This is a genomic window from Microbispora cellulosiformans, from assembly GCF_008728085.1.
Classification (GTDB): Bacteria; Actinomycetota; Actinomycetes; order Streptosporangiales; family Streptosporangiaceae; genus Microbispora; species Microbispora amethystogenes.
In genome coordinates this window covers 1-21,281 of the sequence record NZ_VYTZ01000014.1, presented here as the reverse complement: position 1 = coordinate 21,281, position 21,281 = coordinate 1, and the positions used below count along the sequence as shown (strand labels likewise).

Annotated in this window: 15 protein-coding genes; 1 reads left to right on the top strand and 14 read right to left on the bottom strand. The window is 72.3% G+C overall.

Annotated features, from left to right (window positions below):
• Positions 1-196 precede the first annotated feature (196 nt).
• Positions 197-979, top strand: coding sequence for an enoyl-CoA-hydratase DpgD (gene dpgD, locus F5972_RS29635; protein WP_225312018.1), 783 nt, complete (start codon positions 197-199; stop codon positions 977-979).
• A 139-nt stretch (positions 980-1,118) separates the two neighbouring features.
• On the opposite strand, the gene F5972_RS29630 is transcribed toward dpgD, so the two are convergent.
• The 14 genes from F5972_RS29630 to F5972_RS29565 all read right to left on the bottom strand — a co-directional run.
• On the bottom strand, positions 1,119-2,441 hold the full coding sequence (locus tag F5972_RS29630; protein WP_150938156.1) for a cation:proton antiporter: 1,323 nt from the start codon (positions 2,439-2,441) through the stop codon (positions 1,119-1,121).
• 142 nt (positions 2,442-2,583) lie between these two features.
• Positions 2,584-4,005 carry an acyl-CoA carboxylase subunit beta gene (locus F5972_RS29625; RefSeq protein WP_150938154.1) on the bottom strand — a complete coding sequence of 474 codons (1,422 nt, stop codon included), beginning with the start codon at positions 4,003-4,005 and terminating at the stop codon, positions 2,584-2,586.
• Positions 3,992-6,499, bottom strand: a complete 2,508-nt coding sequence (locus F5972_RS29620; RefSeq protein ID WP_150938152.1) for an aminotransferase class I/II-fold pyridoxal phosphate-dependent enzyme — start codon at positions 6,497-6,499, stop codon at positions 3,992-3,994. The genes F5972_RS29625 and F5972_RS29620 overlap by 14 nt, the downstream gene beginning before the upstream one ends.
• 44 nt (positions 6,500-6,543) lie before the next feature.
• Positions 6,544-7,683 carry a prephenate dehydrogenase gene (locus F5972_RS29615; RefSeq protein WP_225312017.1) on the bottom strand — a complete coding sequence of 380 codons (1,140 nt, stop codon included), beginning with the start codon at positions 7,681-7,683 and terminating at the stop codon, positions 6,544-6,546.
• A complete protein-coding gene (aroH, locus tag F5972_RS29610; RefSeq protein WP_150938150.1) occupies positions 7,680-8,048 on the bottom strand; it encodes a chorismate mutase in 369 nt (122 codons plus the stop codon). The genes F5972_RS29615 and aroH overlap by 4 nt, the downstream gene beginning before the upstream one ends.
• 2 nt (positions 8,049-8,050) lie before the next feature.
• Positions 8,051-9,127, bottom strand: coding sequence for a 4-hydroxyphenylpyruvate dioxygenase (gene hppD, locus F5972_RS29605; RefSeq protein ID WP_150938149.1), 1,077 nt, complete (start codon positions 9,125-9,127; stop codon positions 8,051-8,053).
• A gap of 116 nt (positions 9,128-9,243) precedes the next feature.
• Positions 9,244-10,209 (bottom strand): ParB/RepB/Spo0J family partition protein, encoded by a 966-nt coding sequence (locus F5972_RS29600; RefSeq protein ID WP_150938147.1) that lies wholly within the window; start codon positions 10,207-10,209, stop codon positions 9,244-9,246.
• Between the two features lie 344 nt (positions 10,210-10,553).
• Complete coding sequence (locus F5972_RS29595; protein WP_225312016.1) at positions 10,554-11,531, bottom strand: streptomycin biosynthesis protein; 978 nt, start codon at positions 11,529-11,531, stop codon at positions 10,554-10,556.
• A 482-nt stretch (positions 11,532-12,013) separates the two neighbouring features.
• On the bottom strand, positions 12,014-13,204 hold the full coding sequence (locus F5972_RS29590) for an ABC transporter permease (RefSeq protein ID WP_150938386.1): 1,191 nt from the start codon (positions 13,202-13,204) through the stop codon (positions 12,014-12,016).
• A gap of 5 nt (positions 13,205-13,209) precedes the next feature.
• Positions 13,210-13,962, bottom strand: a complete 753-nt coding sequence (locus tag F5972_RS29585; protein WP_150938145.1) for an ABC transporter ATP-binding protein — start codon at positions 13,960-13,962, stop codon at positions 13,210-13,212.
• Positions 13,959-15,119 (bottom strand): efflux RND transporter periplasmic adaptor subunit, encoded by a 1,161-nt coding sequence (locus F5972_RS29580; protein ID WP_150938143.1) that lies wholly within the window; start codon positions 15,117-15,119, stop codon positions 13,959-13,961. The genes F5972_RS29585 and F5972_RS29580 overlap by 4 nt, the downstream gene beginning before the upstream one ends.
• Positions 15,116-15,793: a hypothetical protein gene (locus F5972_RS29575; RefSeq protein ID WP_150938141.1), complete on the bottom strand. Its 678-nt coding sequence runs from the start codon at positions 15,791-15,793 to the stop codon at positions 15,116-15,118. The genes F5972_RS29580 and F5972_RS29575 overlap by 4 nt, the downstream gene beginning before the upstream one ends.
• Before the next feature lie 172 nt (positions 15,794-15,965).
• Positions 15,966-16,649, bottom strand: a complete 684-nt coding sequence (locus F5972_RS29570; protein ID WP_150938139.1) for a hypothetical protein — start codon at positions 16,647-16,649, stop codon at positions 15,966-15,968.
• Positions 16,650-21,281 (bottom strand): amino acid adenylation domain-containing protein (locus F5972_RS29565; RefSeq protein WP_150938137.1); only part of this gene is annotated, 4,632 nt, incomplete at its 5' end.

Sequence of the window (21,281 nt, the reverse complement as noted above, 5' to 3'; positions counted from 1 at the left end):
CTTTTCCCACGTCACGCGGCCTTCGTGACCAGGCCGCGGCGGGCCGGCCGGGGCCGCTGACGCTCGGCGCGCGTTCCGCCGCCCGTGGACGATCCGACGTACGGCCGGGCGCTGATCGACGAGCGGAGAGGGGTGCGCGCCGATGGGCGAGGACAGGGCCGCAAACGGAGACAGTGCCTCAGCGGGCCGGAACAGGGTGCGGTATGAGAAGCGGGAGCACGTGGCCTGGGTGACCATCGACCGGCCCGAGGTGCTGAACGCGCTCGACCTGAGGACCCACGAGGAACTGGCCGCGATCTGGGACGACGTGGAGGCCGACGACTCCGTACGGGTTGCCGTGCTGACCGGCGCCGGCGAGCGGGCGTTCTCCGTGGGGCAGGACCTGCGCGAGCGCGCGCGGCTCAACCGGCTGGGCGCGCCTGCGACGACGTTCGGCAGCCGCGGCCAGCCGGGCTGGCCGCGGCTCACCGAGCGCTTCGACATGACCACCCCGGTGATCGCACGGGTCGACGGGTACGCCCTGGGCGGCGGCTTCGAGCTCGCCCTGGCCTGCGACCTCATCATCGCCTCCGACCGGTCGGTGTTCGGTCTGCCCGAGGCGCGGCTGGGGCTGGTGCCCGGCGCGGGCGGGGCGTTCCGCCTGGCGCGGCAGCTTCCGCTCAAGACGGCCATGGGCTACCTGCTCACCGGCCGCCGGATGACGGCCGATCTCGCTTTGCGGCACGGGCTCGTCAACGACGTCGTCCCGGCCGGGGAGCTGGACGTGTGCGTCGCCGGGTGGCTCGACGACCTGCTGAGCTGCGCGCCGCTGTCGTTGCGCGCGATCAAGGAGGCGGTGCACAGCTCGCTCCATCTGCCGCTGGAGGCGGCCTTCGGCGCGGCGTACCCCTGGGAGACCCGGCGGATGCGCAGCCGCGACGCGATCGAGGGCCCCGCGGCCTTCAGCGAGAAACGCAAGCCCGTGTGGAACGGTACGTAGCCACACTCCGCGCCGGCGGACCGGACGGCCGGTGCGGAGGCCGTCCGGGCCCGCCCCAATATCCGAGCCCCAAGGTTCCCGCACCAGTGCTCAGGCCCCAGCATTCGGGGCTCGGTGTTCTGGGCTCGGGGTTCGGGGGTCAGTGTTCGAGGGGTGCGGGGTCGGCGTGCATGGCGCGCAGGCGTTCCTCGGCCGTCTGCTCGATCCGCGACATCGCGGCGCGCAGGATCGGCGGCGCCATGATCGAGGTGATGATCGCGATGAGCACGATGATCGTGTAGAGCTCGTCGTTCAGCACGCCGAGCCGCAGCCCGACGCCCGCCACCACGATCTCCACCACCCCGCGGGCGTTCAGGCCCGCTCCGACGGCGACCCCCTCCCAGGAGGTCAGCCCCACGAGCCTGGCGCCGGCGTACGCTCCCGCGAACTTGCCCAGGATGGCGATCAGGAGCAGCACGAGCCCGAGCACGACGATCCCGGGATCGGCCAGGACCAGCAGGTCCACGTGGAGCCCGGCGGTGGCGAAGAACAGCGGGGCCAGGACGGCGAGCGTGACGGTGCGCAGCGGCGCGAGCCGGGCCGCCACGTCTTCTCTCGCGGACCCGACCAGCAGGCCGCCGACGAACGCGCCGAAGACGGCGTCCATGCCGAGCACGTGCGCGGTCGCCGCGCAGCACAGGGTGACGGCGATCGTGACCACGATCACCGGTCCGGCGTCGGCGGAGCGCATCGCCAGGCGTACGGCCAGCCGGGTCAGCGGGCGGCCCGCCAGCCAGGCCACCGTGACGAAGGCGCAGGGATACAGGAGCGCCACGGCGTTGCCGCCGCCCAGCCCGGCCGTCACCATGACGGACGCGAACGACAGCAGGACCCACCCGGCGACGTCGTCCAGGGCCGCCGCCATGAGCGTGAGCTGCCCCACGTTGCGGTGGAACAGCTTCATGTCCATGAGGATCTTCGCGGTGACGGGCAAGGCGCTGATGCCCATCGCCACGCCGAGGAACAGCGCCGCCGTGGGTCGGTCGGCGCCCGCCGGCAGTTGCCGCTCCGGCATCAGCCAGCCGGCGAGCACGCCCAGCGAAAGCGGCACGACCAGCGCCAGGATCCCGACGCGCAGCGCAGCGCGGCCCTTGCGGCGGAAGAGCGCGCCGTCGATGCCGACGCCGGTCAGGCCGATCAGCAGTAGCACGCCGATCTGGGCGAGCCCGCCGAAGAGGCCCGTCTTGTCGGCGCCCTGCGGCAGGAGCCAGTGCGACAGCGCGGGCGCGGCGTGGCCCAGCACCGACGGGCCGAGCAGCACGCCGACGCACAACTCGCCGACGATGGCGGGCAGGCCCAGCCGGACGGCGACGCGCCCGAGCACCATGGCCGACGTCAGCAGGACGACGACCTGGAGGAGGAAGGCGAGCACCGGGTCGGGGCCCACCGCCTCCACGGCCGTCACGACGACTGTTCCGGGCATAGGGGTCTCCTGGTTCGCGTCGATGTGTGTACGCGGCAGAGGGGAACGCGGGCAGTTACGGGGGTGGGTCACGCGGGTGGACTCGGCCGCGCTGGACCAGCCATGTGGACCAGCGGCGGGGGTCAGAGCGGGGCTGGCGGGGTCAGAGCGGGATGTTGCCGTGGGCGCCGCGGGCGGGGGTGGTCCGGGCCAGGGCCCTGACGATCGCGGTCCGGGTCGTGGCCGGGTCGATGACCTCGTCGACCACGCCGAGCTCCACGGCGCGGCCGAGGCCGCCGACCTCCTTCTCGTGCTCCTCGGCCAGACGCCGCTCCAGTTCCGGGCGTTCCTCCTCGGAGACCGCGGCGAGGTCGCGCCGCCTGAGGATCCGTACGGCCGCGACCGGGCCCATCACCGCGATGACCGCCCTGGGCCAGGCGAGCACCCGGGTGGCGCCCAGCGCGCGGGAGTTCATGGCGATGTAGGCGCCGCCGTACGCCTTGCCGGTGAGCAGGGTCACCCTCGGCACGGACGCCTCGGCGAAGGCGTGCAGCAGTTTGGCGCCCCGCCTGACCACCCCGTTGTGCTCCTGGCCGACGCCGGGCAGGTAGCCGGGGACGTCCACCAGCACCAGCAGCGGCACCCCGAAGGCATCACACATCCGAACGAAGCGGGCGGCCTTCTCGGCGGAGGCCGCGTCGAGGCACCCGCCGAGTTTGAGTGGGTTGTTGGCGACGACCCCGATCGTGCGGCCGCCCAGGCGGCCCAGGGTGGTGACGATGTTGGGCGCCCATCTGCGGTGCAGTTCGACCTCGGTCCCCTCGTCGAGGACGGCCCGGATCAGGGGGTGCACGTCGTAGGCGCGGCGCGGGTTGTCGGGCAGGGCCACCGGGAACGCCGTCTCCTCCACGGCGCGCAGCCGTCCCTGGTGCCCGAGCAGGACCGCGAGCTGACGGGCCCGTGTCATCGCCTCGGCCTCGGACTCCGTCACCACGTGGACGACGCCGCTGCGCCTGCCGTGCGGCTCCGGGCCGCCCAGGGCGGCCGTGTCGATCTCCTCGCCGGTGACGCTGCGAACCACGTCGGGACCGGTGACGAAGATCCGCCCGGTGTCGGCGAGGATCACCAGGTCGGTCAGCGCCGGTCCGTACGCCGCGCCTCCGGCCGCCGCGCCGACGACGACGGAGATCTGCGGGACGACGCCCGAGTTCCTGGTCATCACCTCGAAGACGCGGCCCACCGCGTGTAGCGACTCGACGCCCTCGGCCAGCCGGGCGCCGCCGGAGTGCCAGACGCCGATCACGGGCAGCCGCTCGCGGGCGGCGAGGTCGTAGGCGCGCACGATGTGGTCGCAGCCCTGGCTGCCCATCGCGCCGCCCTGCACGCGGGCGTCGCTGCAGAACGCGACCACGGGCACGCCCTCGATCCGGCCGCGTACGGCGCACACACCCGACTGGTCCGGCGGGGCGATCGGCCGCAGCGGGCCCTCGTCGAGGAGCGTGGCGAGCCGGGCCAGCGGGTCGCGGGGATCGGCCGCCGGGCCGGGAGCCGGGCGGGCGGCGACCCCGTTGTCAACGACGCTCATCCGCGTGCCTCTCCGCCGCGATGAACTCCGCCAGCCGGGCGACGCCCTCCTCGATCTCCTCGTGGGTGAGGTAGCTGGTGGACAGCCGGATGGTGTGCTCGCCCCCGCCCTGCGGATAGAAGTACGACATCGGCGTCCAGATGACCCCGAAGTCCTGCGCGGAGCGGGCCAGCGCCGCGTTGTCGGCGCGGAAGGGGACGTGCAGGGCCAGGAAGAAGCCGCCGGTGGGAGAGTTCCAGCGCACCCCCGGCACCCCGGCGAAGCGGCGTTCCAGGCAGGCGAGCGTGTGCCGCATGGCGTCCCCGTAGTATTCGGCGGTCCCGCGGTTGAGCGCGGAGACCCTCCCGTCGGCGGCGAGCAGCGCCCCGGCCACGGCGGCCTGGCTGAGCGGCGAGGTGTTGACGGTCACCATGCTCTTGATCTTGGCGAGCTCGTCGGCGAGCAGCACCGGGCGGCCGCCCGAGTCCACGACCTCCTGGTCGGCGACCGCGAAGCCGACCCGCGCGCCCGGGAAGACCGACTTGGAATAAGACCCGAGATGGACGACCCGGCGCCCGCGGTCGAGCGCCTTCAGCGTCGGCACCCGGGCGCCCGGGCTGACCAGCCGGTAGGGGCTGTCCTCCAGGATCAGCAGGTCGTGCCGGGCTGCGAGGTCGATGAGCTCGTGCCGGGCCGCCAGCGGCATCGTCGTGCCGGAGGGGTTGGAGTGGTCGGGCACCACGTACACCGCCCGGGGGCGGCGGCCCCGGGCCCGCTCGGCCAGGACGGCGGCCTCCAGGTCGGCGCAGGACAGCCCGTCCTCGCGCTCCTCGACCGCGGTCAGCTCGACGTCCAGCAGCAGCGCCGCCCCGGTGATGCCCACGTAGCAGGGGCTGGAGACGATCAGCACGTCGTCCGGGCCGGAGATGAGCGCCCGCAGCGCCAGGAACATCGCCTCCTGGCAGCCGACGGTGACCACGATCGACTCGGGCGGGACGTCGATGCCCTCGTCGACCCGGAGCGACCGCGCGATGATCTCGCGGATGCGGCCCGCCGAGGGGCCGTACTGGAACACGGCGTCCCTGACCTGCTCCGGCGTCGCGCCCTGCGCGGCGAGATGGTCCAGGTACGCACGGATCTGGGAGAAGATCTGCTCGGTCTCGAAGAACCCGGCGTACGGCCGGCCGGGAGCGAACGAGATCGCCTCGGGATAGCGGCTCGTCACCTCGTTCAGGAAGTTCATCGTGTCCATGACGGGGTCGGAGACGCTGGAGTGCAGGTCGGCCCGCCGCAGTCCGCCTCCCACCGGCACCGTTTCCACCGGCACCGTTCCCGGCAGCGGCGCGGTGCCCGGCAGCGCCGCGATCTCCGTCACCGCCGTGGTTCCCGAAAGCGCCGGGGTCTCCGGCAGCGAAGGCTCCGGGCTCGGGCGGGCGGCGCCGGGGCGCACCAGCTCGGGCCCCGCCCCGGCGACCGTGCCGGTCCCGGTCAGCGTCATGGCATCGCGCAGTTCCTCCAGGAGGATCGTGAGCACGCGGGCCACGCCCTCCTCCTGGGCGACCGCGAGGCCGTGCAGCACCGGACGGCCGAGCAGCACCGCGTCGGCGCCGAGCGCGAGGGCGGCCAGCACGTCGCGGCCCCGGCGGACGCCGCCGTCGAGCAGCACGGGCACCCGCCCGGCCACGGCCGCGGTGATCTCGGGCAGCACCTCGACGCCGGCCGGGACGCCGTCGAGCTGGCGTCCGCCGTGGTTGGAGACCACGATGCCGTCGGCTCCGGCCTCGATCGCGCGTTCGGCGTCGGCGTCCGTCAGGATGCCCTTCAGCAGGATCGGCAGCCGGCTGACCGACCGCATCCAGGCCACCACCGACCAGTCGAGGCCGGGGTCGAACTCCGCGCCGGCGTGCCCGGCGGGCGAGGTGAAGCCGTCCCGGCCGAGGTCGGCGGTGTAGAGGTTGGCGGGGAAGACGGACGCGGGCACCCGGAACCCGTTCCGCTCGTCGCGGAGGCGCCGTCCGAGGTGGGGCGCGTCGACGGTGAGGACGAGCGCGCCGAACCCCGCCCGCTCGGCGCGCTCGACGACGTGGCGGGTGAGCTCCCGGTCGCGCAGGCAGTACACCTGGAGCCAGAGCGGGACCTCCGCCTCGGCGGCCACGTCCTCCACGGTGCGCCCGGCCATCATGCTGACGATCACTGGCACGCGGGCCGCCGCCGCCGTGCCGCGCACGGTGGCCACCTCGCCCAGGGGGTGCGCCATCGTCTGCAGGGCCAGCGGGGCGATCGCGACCGGCGCGTCCCAGGTCTCGCCGAGGATCTTGACCGTGGTCTCCGGCCGGTGCACGCCGCGCAGCACCGACGGGTTCAGGCGCAGCCGGTCGAACGCCTCGGTGTTGGCGGCGAGCGTGCTCTCCTCGCCCGCGCCGCCTTCCCAGAAGTCCCAGACCGAGGGATCGACCAGTTTCCGGGCGAGCTCGCGGTAGTCCCTGAGCGTCACGGGGGCGTTGTTCGCAGGCATCTCGGGTGTCCCTCCGTCTGGATACGGTGCGGTGCGGCGGCCGCTCAATCGCCCTCCCCGACGGGGACGGACCATCCGCGGGCGCGCAGCTCACGGGCCAGGTCCTGGGCCGACTCCGGCCGCACCGACAGCTCCACCAGGCCGACGGAGCGTCCGGGCGAGTGCTCGATCGCGACGTCCTCGATGTTGATCCCCGCCACTCCCGCGGCCTGGAAGAGCAGTGCGAGCTCGCCCGGCCGGTCGGCGACCAGGACGGGCACGGCGGTGTAGCGGCGGGGCCGCCCGCCGTGCTTGCCGGGGATCCGGCCGTGGCCGGCCACTCCCCTGGCGAGCAGATCGGCGACGGCGCCCTCCGCCTCCCCCTCGCGCAGGCCGGCGGCGGCCGCGACGAGGTCGCGGGCGACCTCCTCCAGCAGGTCCGCGATCGGCCGCGCGTTGGCGCACAGGATGCCGAGCCACAGTTCGGGGTCGCCGGCCGCGATCCTGGTCACGTCGCGGGCGCCCTGCCCGGTCAGGGCCAGCACGCCGCCGGGCGCGCCGGCGAAGCGGGCGGCCATCGCCGCCGACACCACGTGGGGGGTGTGGGAGATCAGGGCGACCGCCCGGTCGTGGTCGGCGGCGTGCATGACGACCGGCGTGGCGCCGCAGGCCAGGATGAGCGCGGTCGCCGCGCCGACGACCTCCTCGCCGGTGTCCCGCGTGGGGCACAGCACCCAGGGGCGGCCGAGGAAGAGGTCGGCCTGGGCGGCCAGCGGGCCGGAGCGCTCCCTGCCGCCCATGGGATGGCCGCCGACGTAGGTCGTCATGTCGCAGCCGAGCCGTACGGCCTCGGCCATCGGGCGTTCCTTGACGCTCGCGACGTCGGTGTAGACACGGGCGACGCCGCGTTTCTGCGCCTCCAGCAGGGCCGCGGGCACGGCCCCCGGCGGCACCGCCAGGATCGCCAGGTCGGCCGGTTCGGACGACTCCAGCGGCTCGGACGGTTCGCGGGGCTCGTGCGGGCGGCCGTACAGCGGCGTGCCGGCCCCCGCGTCCACGGCCAGCCGGACGGCGGCCGGGTCACGGTCGGCGAGCAGCACCTCGGTGCCCCGCCCGCGCAGCGCGAGCGCGATCGAGGTGCCGATGAGCCCGGTGCCGATGACCGCCACCCGCCCCGGCGCGACCTTGGTCTCCACCCGGCTCACCGGCTCGCCATCTCGGCGGCGTACGACGCCTCGGCGCCGCGCAGGTAGACGTGCCGGAGCTCCGAGCGCGGGCGCTCCACGTCGACGTGCGCCACCAGGCGGACGACGCGCGGCATGCCACCGGGCACCGGCGGCTCGTGCGCGCACATCAGGGGCACCTCGTGCAGGCCGGTCAGGCGGGCGCCCCGCGCCGGGAACGCGGCGGTCAGGTCGGGTGTGGCGGTGAGGAGCACGCTGACGACGTCGTCGGCCACGAGGCCGTTGCGGGTGAGCACGGCGGTGACGAGTTCGGCGGTCGCCCCGAGGATCGCCTCGCTCGCGTTCTCCTCGACCCGGATGGCGCCGCTGATCGCGTGGATGGTCATGGTCAGATCCGGCCGGCCTCGTTCGCCGCCGACTGCCGGGAGACGGCCTCGTAGAGGGCCTTGATGTTGTTGCTGCCGAACGTCCGGGCGCCGCGGCGGTCGATCAGCTCGTAGAAGAGGGTCCCCCGGGGGTGCCGCGACTCGGTGAAGATCTGCAGCAGTACGCCCGAGTGGTCGCGGTCCGCCAGGATGTTCAGCTCGCGCAGGTCGTCGACGGGCACCTCGACGTCGCCCAGCCGTCCGGGCAGGTTGTCGTAGTAGGCCCCCGGTGTGGTGAGGAAGCGCACGCCCCGCTCGGAGCAGGTGCGCACGGCCGAGGCGATGTCGTCGGTGAGGAACGCGACGTGCTGGACGCCCGCCCCGTCGTGCGCGCGGACGAACGCGTCGATCTGCCCGGGCGCCCTCGTGGTGTCCGGCTCGATGACGGTGAGGGTCACCTGCCGGGAGACGCTCTGGACCACCTTGGAGTCCATCGCCTGGGAGCCGACGATGATCCGCTCCTCGAAGGTCTGCTCGAACCCGAACACGTCCTGGTAGTGGCGGATCGTCGGGCCGAGCTCGCCGGCGGGCACGCACACGGCGAAGTGGTCGATCACGCGGAGAAGCCCGTCCGGTGAGCCGGCGGCGCCGGTCTCGACGATGGTGCCGGGGGCGAACGGCGCGCCGGGCGACTCACGCGAGGTGAAGCGGTGCTCGACGTCGCCGAACCCGGCCACGGAGGCGAAGGTGACACGGGCGCCCTCCGGGCCGAACTCGGTGGGCGGGGCGACCGGCGCCGCCCCGCGTTCCACCGCCCTGGCGAACGCCTCGCGGGCGTCGGGCACGGCCAGGCCGATCACCGCGACGCCCTCGCCGTGCCGCCCGACGTACTCGGCGGCGCGGTGGCCGCCGCCGATGGCGGAGGTCACCAGGACGGTGATGTCGCGCTGCCTGAGCAGGACCGAGCGGCAGTCCGGCAGGCCGGTCTGCGGCCCGCCGCGACCCGCCACGGTGAATCCGTAGGAATCGCGCAGACCGGCCGCGGTGCGTTCCGCGTCCTCGGCGAATAACTCGATGTGGTCGATCGAAAGAATGTCCACCGGCCGCGCCTCCGTCGCCGTACAAGTGTTTATGGAGCAGGCGGGGACAAATTTACTCGCATATTCGCTGCGGCCCCCCGGCGTCCAACCGCGTATTTGTCCGGCGGGGGCTCCGGTCACGTCTTCGATATTTTTCGTTCGAGCCGGGTGGCGCACTCCCGCCATCCCTGCGCGCATCCGCGCGCGAGTTGGACGATGATTTCCGCGCAGTGCGGCGGAATGCTGTCCACGATCTTGACCCAGTCCTCCCGCGGAATGGTATGGATATTCAGCAGGCGCAGGAGGTCGCGGCCGTTCTCGTTGAGGCGCAGCGCCGGATCGGCCTTCAGCCGGTCGACGATCGCCGCCGGCGGCTGTTCCAGGGCGCGCCGGGCGCCGGGCCGGTCCACCGGTCCGGCGGGGGGAAGCTCGCCCGGCACCGCACGTTTGTGCCGTCCCGCCGGCACCGGGCTCTCTCCCCTGTGCATGCGCTTCCTGACGTCGCGCACGGTCTCGGGCGAGATGCCGGCGATCCTCGCGATGTGCCGGAAGGAGAGGCTGGGATCCTTGGTCATCAGGTCGTAGGCCAGGGTGCGCCCCGAGACGCGGTTGATGGAGCGGACCCGGCCGTCCCTGCCGATCCTGGCCACGCAGGGCGACTCCGGCGCCGTGCGTCTGCGCAGCTCGGAGATCGTCTTGGCCGACAGGCCGGTGGTCGAGGCGATCAGCCGGTCGGACCAGTCGGGATGTGATTCGATGATCTTCGCGGCGGCGCTCTTGCGGTCGGGCAGCGACAGCGGCAGGCCGTGGGCGATGTTCAGCCTGACGGACAGGACGAAGGCGTCGCCCTCCGGGCCGTCGAAGAACCGGGTGGGAATCGTCCGCCGCCCACACAACTGGGCGGCCCTGAGACGGTGCATGCCGTCGATGACCCGCATGGTGGGCCGGTGCACGACGATCGGCGGCAGGGGGCCGGTGGCGGCGGCCAGCAGTTCCACATGCTCACGGCTCTCCCCCGAACTTCGCGGAGAACCCCCGATCGACAGCGAACTGATCTCGACTTCCACCACCGAATAGAAATCCGGATCCGGCGCGAACTGCAACGAGGACTCCTCACGGTCTGCTCACCTGTATGGGAAGCGGAACAGGTACCGGGGACGCCTACGGTTCTCCGCAGGCCAGAAAAAATATAACCATCGATGCGAAAACGGCCGAGACCTCGCATTCGGTCGCGCTCGCCGAGTGAATTCGAACAGGCGGAAACGACGTCGGTTGGGCCGGCCCGGGCCGGCCCAACCGACGCTTCGACTCCGGGACGGGACCCCATACGCCCCGTGCATTCCCGGCACGAGACGTTCTACGGGATCACTGGTTTCGATGAGGTATCGGCAGCCGGGCCGGGAATGAAACCGCGGCGAAACCGTGCGCGGTCTAGTCTAACCAAGAGTCAGACGGTCTCCTCGACCCGTTCCTGGACGCGCTGCGCGAACTCGTCCCAAATGTTTCCGCATTCGAAGGCAAGGGAGGCGACGATGTCACCCCAGTACGGCGGCACGCCTCCGAGGTACGGCGGCACGCGTTCACCCAGGCGTTTCCACCGCTCGACCTCCGCCAGGTGGGCGCTCAGCAGCCTGAGCAACGCGCGGCCCGCCGGGCTGCCGATGAGTTCGGGATCCGAGCGCAACCGCTCGATTCCCTGGCGCAGTTCTCCGAGATCGTCGCGCGCGTCGGGATCGTCGACCGGAGCCGCCTGCGGCCTGGGCCGCCGGCCCGCCACCGGATCCTCCTGACGGCGCATTTTGTTTCTGACGTCCCGGGCCGTCTCCGGAGAGATTCCGGCCACCTTCGCGATCTGCCGTAAGGACCATTCAGGATTTTCCGCGATCAGTTCCATCGCGATCCTGCGGCCCTCGGCGGCGTTCACCGAGCGCACCCGCCCGTCGCGGCCGATCCGGGCGTTCGGCGACAGAATTTCGGCGCCGGCCGCCCTTATCTCGGCCACCGTCTTCGCGCTGATTCCCGCGACCGAGGCGATATAGCGGTCCGACCAGTGCGGGCGGAGCTTCAGTATGCGCTCGGCGGCGGCCTTGCGATCGCTCAGCGAGAGGGGCAGCCCGTGCGCGGCGTTGGCCCGTACCGCGAGGACGAAGGCCTCCACCTCGTCTCCGTCGAACAACCGCACGGCGATGTGGGCCGCGCCGCGCAGGCGGGCGGCGGCCAGGCGGTGCGCGCCGTCGATGACGCGCATCGTCGGGTAATGCACCAGAATCGGCGGAAGCTCGTCGGGCACCGCGGCCAGCAGTAAAACATGTTCGCGATCTTCTCCGGATTTTCTGGGAGACAATCCCGTAACGAGAGAATCCACCGCGACCATGGTCACCTGCCCCCCGTCGGCATCGATCAGCTGCTCCAGGTCACCGGTCATACCGTGCCTCCACAGTGTGGCGTCCCCGTCGGTTCAACTGGTCCACGAATCCCTTGTGAATCACGCGCACGGTGCCCTTTTCAGACGGTCGGTTCCTCTGTTTGAGGATGTCCGCCGTGACCGGCCCCGCTGACCCCGCTGTCAGCAATTGGACACCATGGCACCGGAAACAGGTGCCCGGCGCTCTTGACAGGGACGACAGGTGGGGCGTTTAAGCGGATCGCGCTTCCCCGGTTCCCCATTTCCGTTCGCGTCCCAGTGCTTCTTCTTACTACAGATCCCGGGGTTTCAAAAAGGTTTCGCCCGATCATGTACCGCTTTGCGCGGACCGAAAACCATTACCGTTGTCCACATCGACTGTCATACCGGTATAAAGGGGGCGCTGGTGTCCAACCGCCGAATTTCAGCGCTTGGACACCCGGGGCGAAGACGAGCGAGCCCGGCACCGCGGTCGCGCGGTGCCGGGCTGCGGGCAGGACTGTTCAGACCGTTCTGAGTGCCTCGGTGGGCTGCATGCGGGCCGCGCGCAGCGCCGGCAGCAGCCCGGCGACCGCGCCGATGAGGACGGCCGCGCCGAGCCCGCCTCCCCACGCGATCGGCGGCACGACCGTGGCCCACCCCTTGAGGAGCGCGTAGGCCGCGGTGACGCCGACGCCGAGCACGACCCCGGCGATGCCGCCCATGGCGGCCAGCAGGACCGCCTCGGACAGGAACTGCAGGCGGATGTTGCCCCGGGTGGCCCCGAGCGAGCGCCGGAGCCCGATCTCCGAGCGCCGTTCGAGCACGGAGATGACCATGGTGTTGGCCACGCCGATGCCGCCGACGAGGAGGGCCACCGCCCCGAGCCCGAGGAACAGTCCGTTCAGGGCGGACTGGGCGACGGCGCGGGCCTCCAGCGCGGCGGAGGGCTGGCTGACGACGACCTCGTCCGCGTGCTCCGGGTAGGCGGTGGCGGCCAGCACCTGCTGCACGTCCTTGACCTGCTCCGTCTGGGCGCGGATGTAAATCTTGGTCGGATGGCCGTCGAAGTGGAGGTACTTCTCGGCGGCCCCGTACCCGACGAGAACCGACTCGTTGATTTCCTGCACGAGGCTCGCCTTGCCGAGGATCCCGGCGACGTAGAACCACTGCCCGCCGACCCACAGCCGGGCGCCCGGATGGATCTTCGCGATGCCCAGCCTGGCCGCGGCGGTCCAGCCGAGCACCACGACCGGCTGGTCGGCGGTCGCGGCGTTCAGGTATCTGCCCTGGGCCACCGTCATCCGCAGCGCGGCCGGCAGGCCGAGGCTCGCGGCGCTGACCGTGAGCGCGTTGGTGTTGACGCTCGGAATGTAGGGCGAGCGGTAGACGCTGGCCGAGGTCTTGCCCGTGCTCTCAACCGAGTCGACCGGCCCGATCCTGGCGATCATCCCGGGCGCCTCGCGCGGGAGTTTCGCGTCCTTCCCGCTGAGCGTCTGGCCGGGGGTGACGGTGAGCAGGTTGGTGCCCAGCTTGTCGATCTCGGCGAGCAGCCCGGCCTGCGACGAGGCGGACAGCCCCAGCACCGCCACCATGGCGGCGACGCCGATCGAGATGCCCAGCGCGGAGAGCAGGGCCCGCATCCGTCTTGTCCGCAGGCCGACGGCGGCGGTCCTCGCGACGTCGGCCGGATGCATCCGGGTGGAAGCCGTCATGGTGGTCACAGCAGGGCCTCCTCCTCGTCGGCGTTGACCTCGGCCACGATGTGGCCGTCGAGCACCTCGATGCGGCGGCGCAGCCGCGCGGCCAGGGCCCGGTCATGAGTGATCATGACGATGGTCGCGCCCTCCCGGTTGAGCTCCTGGAGGAGCTCGAAGATCGCGCTTCCGGAGACGCTGTCGAGGTTGCCGGTGGGCTCGTCCGCCAGCACGATCGCGGGGTTGCCGACCAGGGCCCTGGCGATGGCCACCCGTTGCCGCTCTCCTCCGGAGAGCTGGGACGGGCGGTGGTGGAGGCGGTGGCCGAGGCCGACCCGTTCCAGCGCGGTCTGGGCCGCGGCGAGCCTGGACCGGTACCGCACGCCGCTGTACAGCAGCCCGTCGGCGACGTTCTCCAGCGCCGTGGCGTGCTCGGCGAGGAAGAACTGCTGGAAGACGAAGCCGATCCGGGTCGCCCTGACCTGGGCCAGCGCGCGGTCGGACATGCGGGCCACGTCCTCCCCCACGATCCTGACCCGGCCGGACGTCGGGCGGTCGAGCGTGCCCATCACCTGCAGCAGGGTGGACTTGCCCGAGCCCGACGGGCCGACGATGGCCACCAGTTCGCCCCGCCGGATGGTGAAGGTGGCCTTGTCCAGGGCCACGACCGGCGACGCGCCCGGGTAGATCTTGGTCACGTTCTCGAGCTGGATGACCGGCTCACCGATGCGGGGCCGGTCGCCCACGGCCATCGTCCGCGCCTCCTGGCTGGTCATGACGCCGGCACCACCACGTTCTGGCCGACCTGCAGCCCCTCGCCCCGCACCTCGACCACCCCGGCGGCGTCGTCGAACAGGCCCACCTCCACCGGGATCAGGCGGTGCGAGCCGTTCGCCTCGACGACCTCCAGGGCGTACCCTCCGCCGGCCAGGGCGAGCAGTGCGTTCACCGGCACCGACAGCACGTCCTTCGCGGTGTCCGTGACGATCGACACCTGCACCGGCGCCTGGTCGAGCCGGCCGGTGTCCTTGGGCTTCTCCGGCCTGATGCGCACCGTGATGGTGGTGCTGTCGTCGTTCTTCTTCTCGGCCACCTTGCCGACCGAGGACACCTCGCCGGGGGTGGTCTTGCCGGTGGGCAGCGTGATGAGGACCTTGTCACCGGTCACGACGTCCGACTGCTGGTAGGCGTTGAGGGCGACCGTGACCTCACGGCGGGTGGAGGAGCCCTCGAGGACGACCGATCCGGGCATCGCGGCCGTGCCGCGCACCCCGGAGACCTTGGTGACCCTGATCTCGTCGGCCGGCACGAACAGCGCCTGCCCGAGCGGCAGCGTCCCGGTCTGCTTCAGGCCCATCTTCTTCTGCAGCCGGACCAGGGCGTAGTAGGTCCGCGCGCCGAAGTAGTCGGACTTGGGGCTGAGCTTCTTCTTGTTGGCGTACTTCAGCGCCACGAGCGCGGCGTTGAGCTGCCGCACGTCGGCGCCCTCCATCCCCCACTTCAGCTCCCGGTACGCGGGGGTGACCGTGCCCTTCAGGAAGATCACCGGCTTGTTGTCCACCCGGTAGAGCGGCTTGCCCTGACCGATGATGTCGCCGACGGCGGGCAGCCGGGTGATCGTGCCGCTCGCCTTGCCGACGATCTGGAGCTTGCCGACGTAGCCGAGCGTGCCGTTCTCCATGGTCCTGGCCGACAGCGTGCCCTTGGTCACCTGGGCGAGCCCGGTCGGGGCGGTGTTCTGGATCGTGCCGGTAGCCGCCTTCCGGTCGAACGGCTTGACGACGGCGACCGTCACGCCGGCCGCCGCGACAACGGTGACGACGACGATCGCGGTGCGCCATCCCCGTCGCCCGCGCGGCGCGGGCGGAAGGGCGGCGGGCGGAGTGACGTCCGTGGTGTCGGTGGCCTGCCTCGGCACCTCGGTGGTGCTCACGAACCGGCCCCGCCCTGCACCGCGGGACCGCCGGGGCCGCCGGGGCCGGGCTGCTGCCTGAGGTTCTGCGGCTGGTACTTCGCGCACGCCTCCGACGCCTTCCGGAACTGCGGCGACTGCGGGTCGATGCCGCTGTCCTGCATGAAGGCGAAGCCGCCGTTCTTGTCCGGGTCGGGGAACTTCGGCAGGCCGTTCTCACGCATGCACTGGGCGTACTTGAGCTTGTCGGCGGTGGGCCAGCCGGCGTTCGGGTCGGCGTCGTTCTTGGCGTCGATGCGCGGGCCGGAGGGGAGGTACTGCTTGCACTTCTCCTCGGCCTTCTTGAACTCCGGAGACTGCGGGTCGATGTCGCCGCCCTCGGGGAAGGCGATGCCGCCGCCGGGCTTCGGGTCGGGGAAGTTCGGGATGCCGTTGTGACGCATGCAGTTGGCGTACGCCACGATGTCGCCCGACCCCGAGGACTGGGCGGCGCCGCCGTTGCCGCCCGCGGTGTCGCCGCCGCCGGTGGCGGCGTCGGAGGTGACTCTGGCCACGGCCCGGGCCTCGGGCTCGCCTCCCGTGCAGGCGGTGGAGAGCAGGGCGACGGCCGCGGCGGCCAGGACGACCGGGACAGTTCGGTAAAGATGCCTATTCGGTTCGTTTCGCCGATGGGCGCGGCCAACAATAGGGGACATTTCATCCTCCATAACTCGCGAGGTTTTCCGCTGACCTCCTTTCTATCGGGTAAGCGGTTTCGACAGGGTTTCGTAAGGCGGCGTTAAAAGCCCCGGCCCGCGCTGGGGGGATTCGCGGGCCGGGGCGCTGAGGGGAGCACCGAAGTGGGTGCGGAGGGAAGGCGCGACTGGGTCAGGCGGAGGGCGGGCGCGGCGCGTCCGCCGGCAGCAGCTTCTGGCAGGTCTGCTGCGCGGCCTTGAACTCCGCGCTGCCGAGGTCGATTCCGGTGAACATGCCGTCCGCGTTGGGCTCCGGGAAGTCCGGCAGGCCGTTCTTACGCATGCAGGCGACGTACTTGGACACGTCGGGCAGTGGGCGGTTCCCCTGCGGAGCCGCCTGGGGCTGACCGCCGGGCGAGTCTCCCGGCTGCGGCTGTCCCGGCTGGGCACCGGCCTGACCACCCGGTTGAGGCTGGCCGCCCGCCGGCGCCCCCTGCCGGTCGCCCTTGGGGGCCTGCGACTTGCACGCCTGCTCGGCCTTCTTGTACGTGGGCCCGTTGACGTCGATGAGGGACGGATCGAGCCCGATCCCGCCGTCGGGCCTGGGGTCGGGGAAGTTCGGCACGCCGTTCTCGCGCAGGCACTTCACGAACGCCACCGCCTGCGCATGCCGCGAGTTCGTCTCCGCGGGCGAGGCCACAGGGGAAGACGCGGAGGATGCCGCGGCGGCCGCGCGGTCGTCATCCCCGCGTGAGGACGTCACCAGGTAGACCGCCATCGCCGCCACCGCGACCGCGAGCGCGGCGGCCAGCACGCCCGTCAGCCAAAGCCGTCTTCTGAGTCCCGCGACTTCGGCGGAGCCCGTATTGTCGTCCACTCATGCCCCCAACCGCTGAGAAATGATTCGCGCGATGTCCGCGATCGGTTTCGCGGCCATCATGCCATCGTGGTCGGTATTAACCGGGATATTGTCGATATTTCCTTGGACATAGTCGGCCCAACCGTCCGCGCCTGGGCTTTCGACGTGTCCCTGTGTGGCGACGAACAGCGTCAGATCGCCCTGGAACACACTCGCGGTGAAATTCCGGAGTAACCGGAAGTTGTTCGCGTTGACCTTCTGGATCTCCGACAGCACGCGGGTCCTCGGCTGCCCGGGCCCCTCGGCCGCGCCGTTCCGCTGACCGCCGGGATCCGGGTCGCCCTGCCGGTCGTCGGGATCGAACGGATAGCCGTCCAGGCTGATCAGCGTGCTCACCTTCTCGCCGCGTTCCTGGAGGAGCGTGGCCATCGCGTGCGCGACCGCCGCGCCGAAGGACCAGCCGAGCAGGTTGTACGGGCCCTCGGGTTGCACCGCCCGGATCTGCTCCACGTAGTCCCGGGCCATCTCCTCGATCGTCTCCGGCAGCAGTTCGCCCGGGCCGAACCCGCGGGCCTGCAGCCCGTACACCGGCTGGTCGTCCGGCAGGTGACGGGTGAGCTCGGCGTAGCACCAGCTCAGCCCGGAACTCGGGTGGACGCAGAAGAGCGGCGGCTTGTCACCCTCGGTCCTGAGCGGCAGGATCAGCCCGAGGTCGTCGGCGCCCAGCGACGCGGCGATGCCCGCCGGGGTCTGGGCGGTGAAGACCGACCGGATGCCCACGTCGGCGCCGAGCACGCCCCGGATGCGCGTGATCAGCTTCATCGCCAGGAGCGAGTCGCCGCCCAGCTCGAAGAACGACGCCTCCGCCCCGACCCGTTCCAGCCCCAGCACCTCGGCGAACAGCCCGCAGAGCACCTCCTCCACGGCGGTCTCGGGGTCGCGGCCCCCCAGCCCGGCGAGCTCGGGCGCGGGCAGCGCGGCCCTGTCGAGCTTGCCGTTGACGGTGACGGGCAGCGCCGGCAGCGGCACGACGGAGGCGGGGACCATGTGGTCGGGCAGCCGTTCGGCGAGGTATCCGCGCAGCGCCGCGGCGTCCACCGCCTCACCGGCCGGCACCACGTACGCCACCAGGCTCTTTATCTCCAGCCGGTCCTCCCGGACGACCGCCGCCGCCTGGGCGACGCTCTCGTGGGCGGCCAGCACCGCCTCGATCTCGCCCAGCTCGACCCGGATGCCGCGCACCTTCACCTGGTCGTCGGCGCGGCCCGTGAACAGCAGTTCGCCGCCGGGCGTCCAGCTGACGACGTCGCCGGTCCGGTACATCCGCTCGCCCTCGGCGAACGGCGACGCGACGAATCTCCCGGCGGTGAGGCCGGGACGGTTCAGGTAGCCGCGGGCGAGGCCCACTCCGGCCACGTACAGCTCGCCCCGTACGCCGACGGGGACCGGCGTCAGGAACTCGTCCAGCACGTAGGCGCGGGTGTTGCCGAGCGGGCGGCCGATCGTCACCTCGGCCTCCGGCTCCAGCGGGCCGCTCATCGTCGCGCACACCGTCACCTCGGTCGGCCCGTACGCGTTGACCACCCGGCGGCCCGGCAGGCGCCCGGGCAGCCACGGCGGGCACGTCTCACCCGCCACCACGACCGTGGTCAGGCTCTCGGGCAGTTCCTCGGTCGTGGCCAGCACGGACGGCGACACGGTCAGGTGCGTCACGCCGAACTCGGCGGTCACGGCGGCCAGCGTCCCGTGCGGCGGCAGCCGGTCGGCGCCCGCGACCACCAGGCACGCCCCCGACAGCAGCGCCATGCACAGCTCCCAGACCGAGGCGTCGAAGCTCAGCGAGGCCAGTTGCAGCACCCGCGAGCCGGGGCGCACGCCGAACGCGGCGATCTGGTCGGCCGCCAGGTTGCCGAGGCCGCGATGGGTGACGACGACCCCCTTCGGCGTACCGGTGGAGCCGGAGGTGTAGATGACGTACGCGACGTCGTCCACCCGGCCCGCCACCCGGACGGGCCCGCCGGGGTCGTCGCCGGGGCGTGCACCGAGGCCCCGGCGGAGGTGCTCACCGGAGTGTCCGGCAGGGTTTTCGCGGGGGTCTTCGCCGGGGTCTTTGGGGGAGTCTTCGCCGAGGCGCACGCCGTCGAGCACCACCGCGTCCTCCGGCGCCGCCGGCCGGGTCTCCGGCGTGCACAGCACCAGCGCGGGGGCGGCGTCGGCCAGCATGAACGCGATCCGCTCGGCCGGGTAGGCCGGGTCGACCGGGACGAACCCGGCACCCGCCTTCGCGACGCCCAGCAGCACCGCCACCAGATCGGGTGAGCGCTCCATCAGCACCGCGACGAGGTCCCCCGGGCGCACCCCCCGGGCCAGCAGGTCGCGCGCCACGCCGTCCGCGGCGCGGTCCAGCTCCGCGTACGTCCACTCCCGTCCGGGGCCGATCACCGCCGTCGCGGCGGGCGTACGCGCCACCTGCGCCTCGAACAGCTCCGCGAGCGTGCCGGCCGGGGCCGGGCGGTCCGTCCGGTTCCACTCCGTCAGCGTCCGCGAGCGCTCGTCGCGCGTCAGCACGTCGACGTTCCTCAGCCGTACGGCCGGATCGGACACCACCTGCTCCAGCACCCGCACCAGCCGTACGGCCAGTGCCCGGACCGTGCCCTCGTCGAACAGGTCGGCGGCGTAGAGCAGCACGCCCGCGATGCCGGACGGCCTGCCCTCGCCGTCGCGGTGCTCGGCCAGGTCGAGGGTGAGGTCGACCCTGGCCGCGCCGGCCTCGTCCCCGGAGGACAGCGGGCGGACCCGCAGCCCCGGCAGGTCCCAGAGCCCGCCCTTCCCCTCCGGCGCGTTCTGCACGGCGAGCGAGACCTGGAACAGCGGGTTGCGCCCGAGCGACCGGGGCGGGTTCAGATCCTCGACCAGGCGCTCGAACGGAAGGTCCTGATGGGTGTACGCCGCCAGGTCGGCCTCCCGCACCCGGGACAGCAGCTCGGTGAAGGTGGGGTCGCCGGAGAGGTCGGCGCGCAGCACGAGCGTGTTGACGAAGAACCCGGCCAGGTCGTCCAGCGCCGGCTCACCCCGCCCGGCCACGGCCGTGCCGATGGGGATGTCGGTGCCCGCTCCCATGCGCGACAGCAGCACCGCCAGCGCGGCCTGCACGACCATGAACATGGTGGCCTTGCCCCGCTGGGCGAGCTCAACCAGCCGGGAGTGGACCTGCGGAGGGACCCGGACGGGCACGGTCGCGCCGCGGAAGGAGGACACGGCCGGGCGCGGCCGGTCCACGGGCAGGGCGAGCTCCTGGGGGATGCCGGCGAGCGCCTGCCGCCAGTAGCCGAGCTGGCCGCTGATCAGGCTGCCGGGGTCGTCCAGGTCGCCGAGGACCTCCCGCTGCCACAGGGCGTAGTCGGCGTACTGGACCGGCAGCGGCCGCCAGTCGGGCGCCCGGCCCTCGTGGCGGGCCGCGTAGGCGGCCACCAGGTCCCGGGACAGCACGCCCATCGACCAGCCGTCGGCGGCGATGTGGTGGACCACCGTCAGGAGGACGTGCTCGGCGGGCGCCAGCCGGAGCAGCGTGACCCGCCAGGGCAGGTCGACGCTGACGTCGAACCCGTCGCGGGCCCGCGCGGCGATCACTTCGCCGGCCTCGTTCTCCGTGGTCTCCAGCACGGTCAGCGGCGGAGCCTGGTCGAGGACGCGCTGGTAGGGCACGCCGTCCCGGTCAGGGAAGATCGTACGCAGGCTCTCGTGGCGGTCGGCGACGTCGGCGACGGCCGCCTCCAGCGCCGCGACGTCCAGATCACCCGACAGGCGCAGGGCCAGGGGCATGTTGTAGCCCGCGCCCTCCCCGGCGCCTTCCAACCGGTTGAGGAACCACATGCGCTGCTGGGCGTACGACAGCGGCAGCGCCTCCGGCCGTGGCATGGGCGTCAGCGCTTTGCGTGTCTCGCCCGAGCCGTCGATGAGCCGGGCCACTCCGGCGACGGTCGGCTCGGCGAACAGCGCGCCGATGCTGATCTCTGTTTCGAGGACGGACCGGATCCGGGCCAGCAGCCGCATGGCCCGCAGGGAGTCGCCGCCGAGGTCGAAGAAGGAGGCGTCCGTGCCGATCTCCTCCACCCCGAGGATTTCGGCGAACAGCCCGCAGAGCACCTCTTCGGTGGGAGTGGCCGGGGCACGACCACCGGCCGGCCCGGCAAGACCGGCCAGGTCCGGTGCGGGCAGCGCGGCCCGGTCCACCTTCCCGTTGGCCGTGACCGGCAGCCGCTCCAGCACCACCACCGCCGACGGCACCATGTACTCCGGCAACCGCGCGGCCACATGCTCCCGCACCCCGGCCGTGTCCACACCACGGTTGCTGCCACTATCGCTCCTGCTGTTCCCACCCCCGCCGCTCTCGCCGCTTCCAGCGGTGCCGCTGCCGTCGCTGGTGTCGCCGCTTTCGATGGTGTTTTCGGTGGTGGGGACGATGTAGGCGATCAGGCGCTTGTCGCCCGGGCGGTCCTCGCGGGCGACCACCACCGCTTGCGCCACCGACTCATGGCTCGCCAGGACGGCTTCGATCTCGCCGGGTTCGATGCGGAACCCGCGGATCTTCACCTGCTCATCGGCCCGGCCCGCGAAGACCAGCTGCCCGTCACCCCGCCAACGGGCCAG

Coding starts and splice junctions, on each gene's coding strand:
- F5972_RS29630 (WP_150938156.1), bottom strand. CDS start 2,441: ATGCCCGGAACAGTCGTCGTGACGGCCGTGGAGGCGGTGGGCCCCGAC.
- F5972_RS29625 (WP_150938154.1), bottom strand. CDS start 4,005: ATGAGCGTCGTTGACAACGGGGTCGCCGCCCGCCCGGCTCCCGGCCCG.
- F5972_RS29620 (WP_150938152.1), bottom strand. CDS start 6,499: ATGCCTGCGAACAACGCCCCCGTGACGCTCAGGGACTACCGCGAGCTC.
- aroH (WP_150938150.1), bottom strand. CDS start 8,048: ATGACCATCCACGCGATCAGCGGCGCCATCCGGGTCGAGGAGAACGCG.
- F5972_RS29595 (WP_225312016.1), bottom strand. CDS start 11,531: ATGACCGGTGACCTGGAGCAGCTGATCGATGCCGACGGGGGGCAGGTG.
- F5972_RS29590 (WP_150938386.1), bottom strand. CDS start 13,204: ATGACGGCTTCCACCCGGATGCATCCGGCCGACGTCGCGAGGACCGCC.
- F5972_RS29585 (WP_150938145.1), bottom strand. CDS start 13,962: ATGACCAGCCAGGAGGCGCGGACGATGGCCGTGGGCGACCGGCCCCGC.
- F5972_RS29575 (WP_150938141.1), bottom strand. CDS start 15,793: ATGTCCCCTATTGTTGGCCGCGCCCATCGGCGAAACGAACCGAATAGG.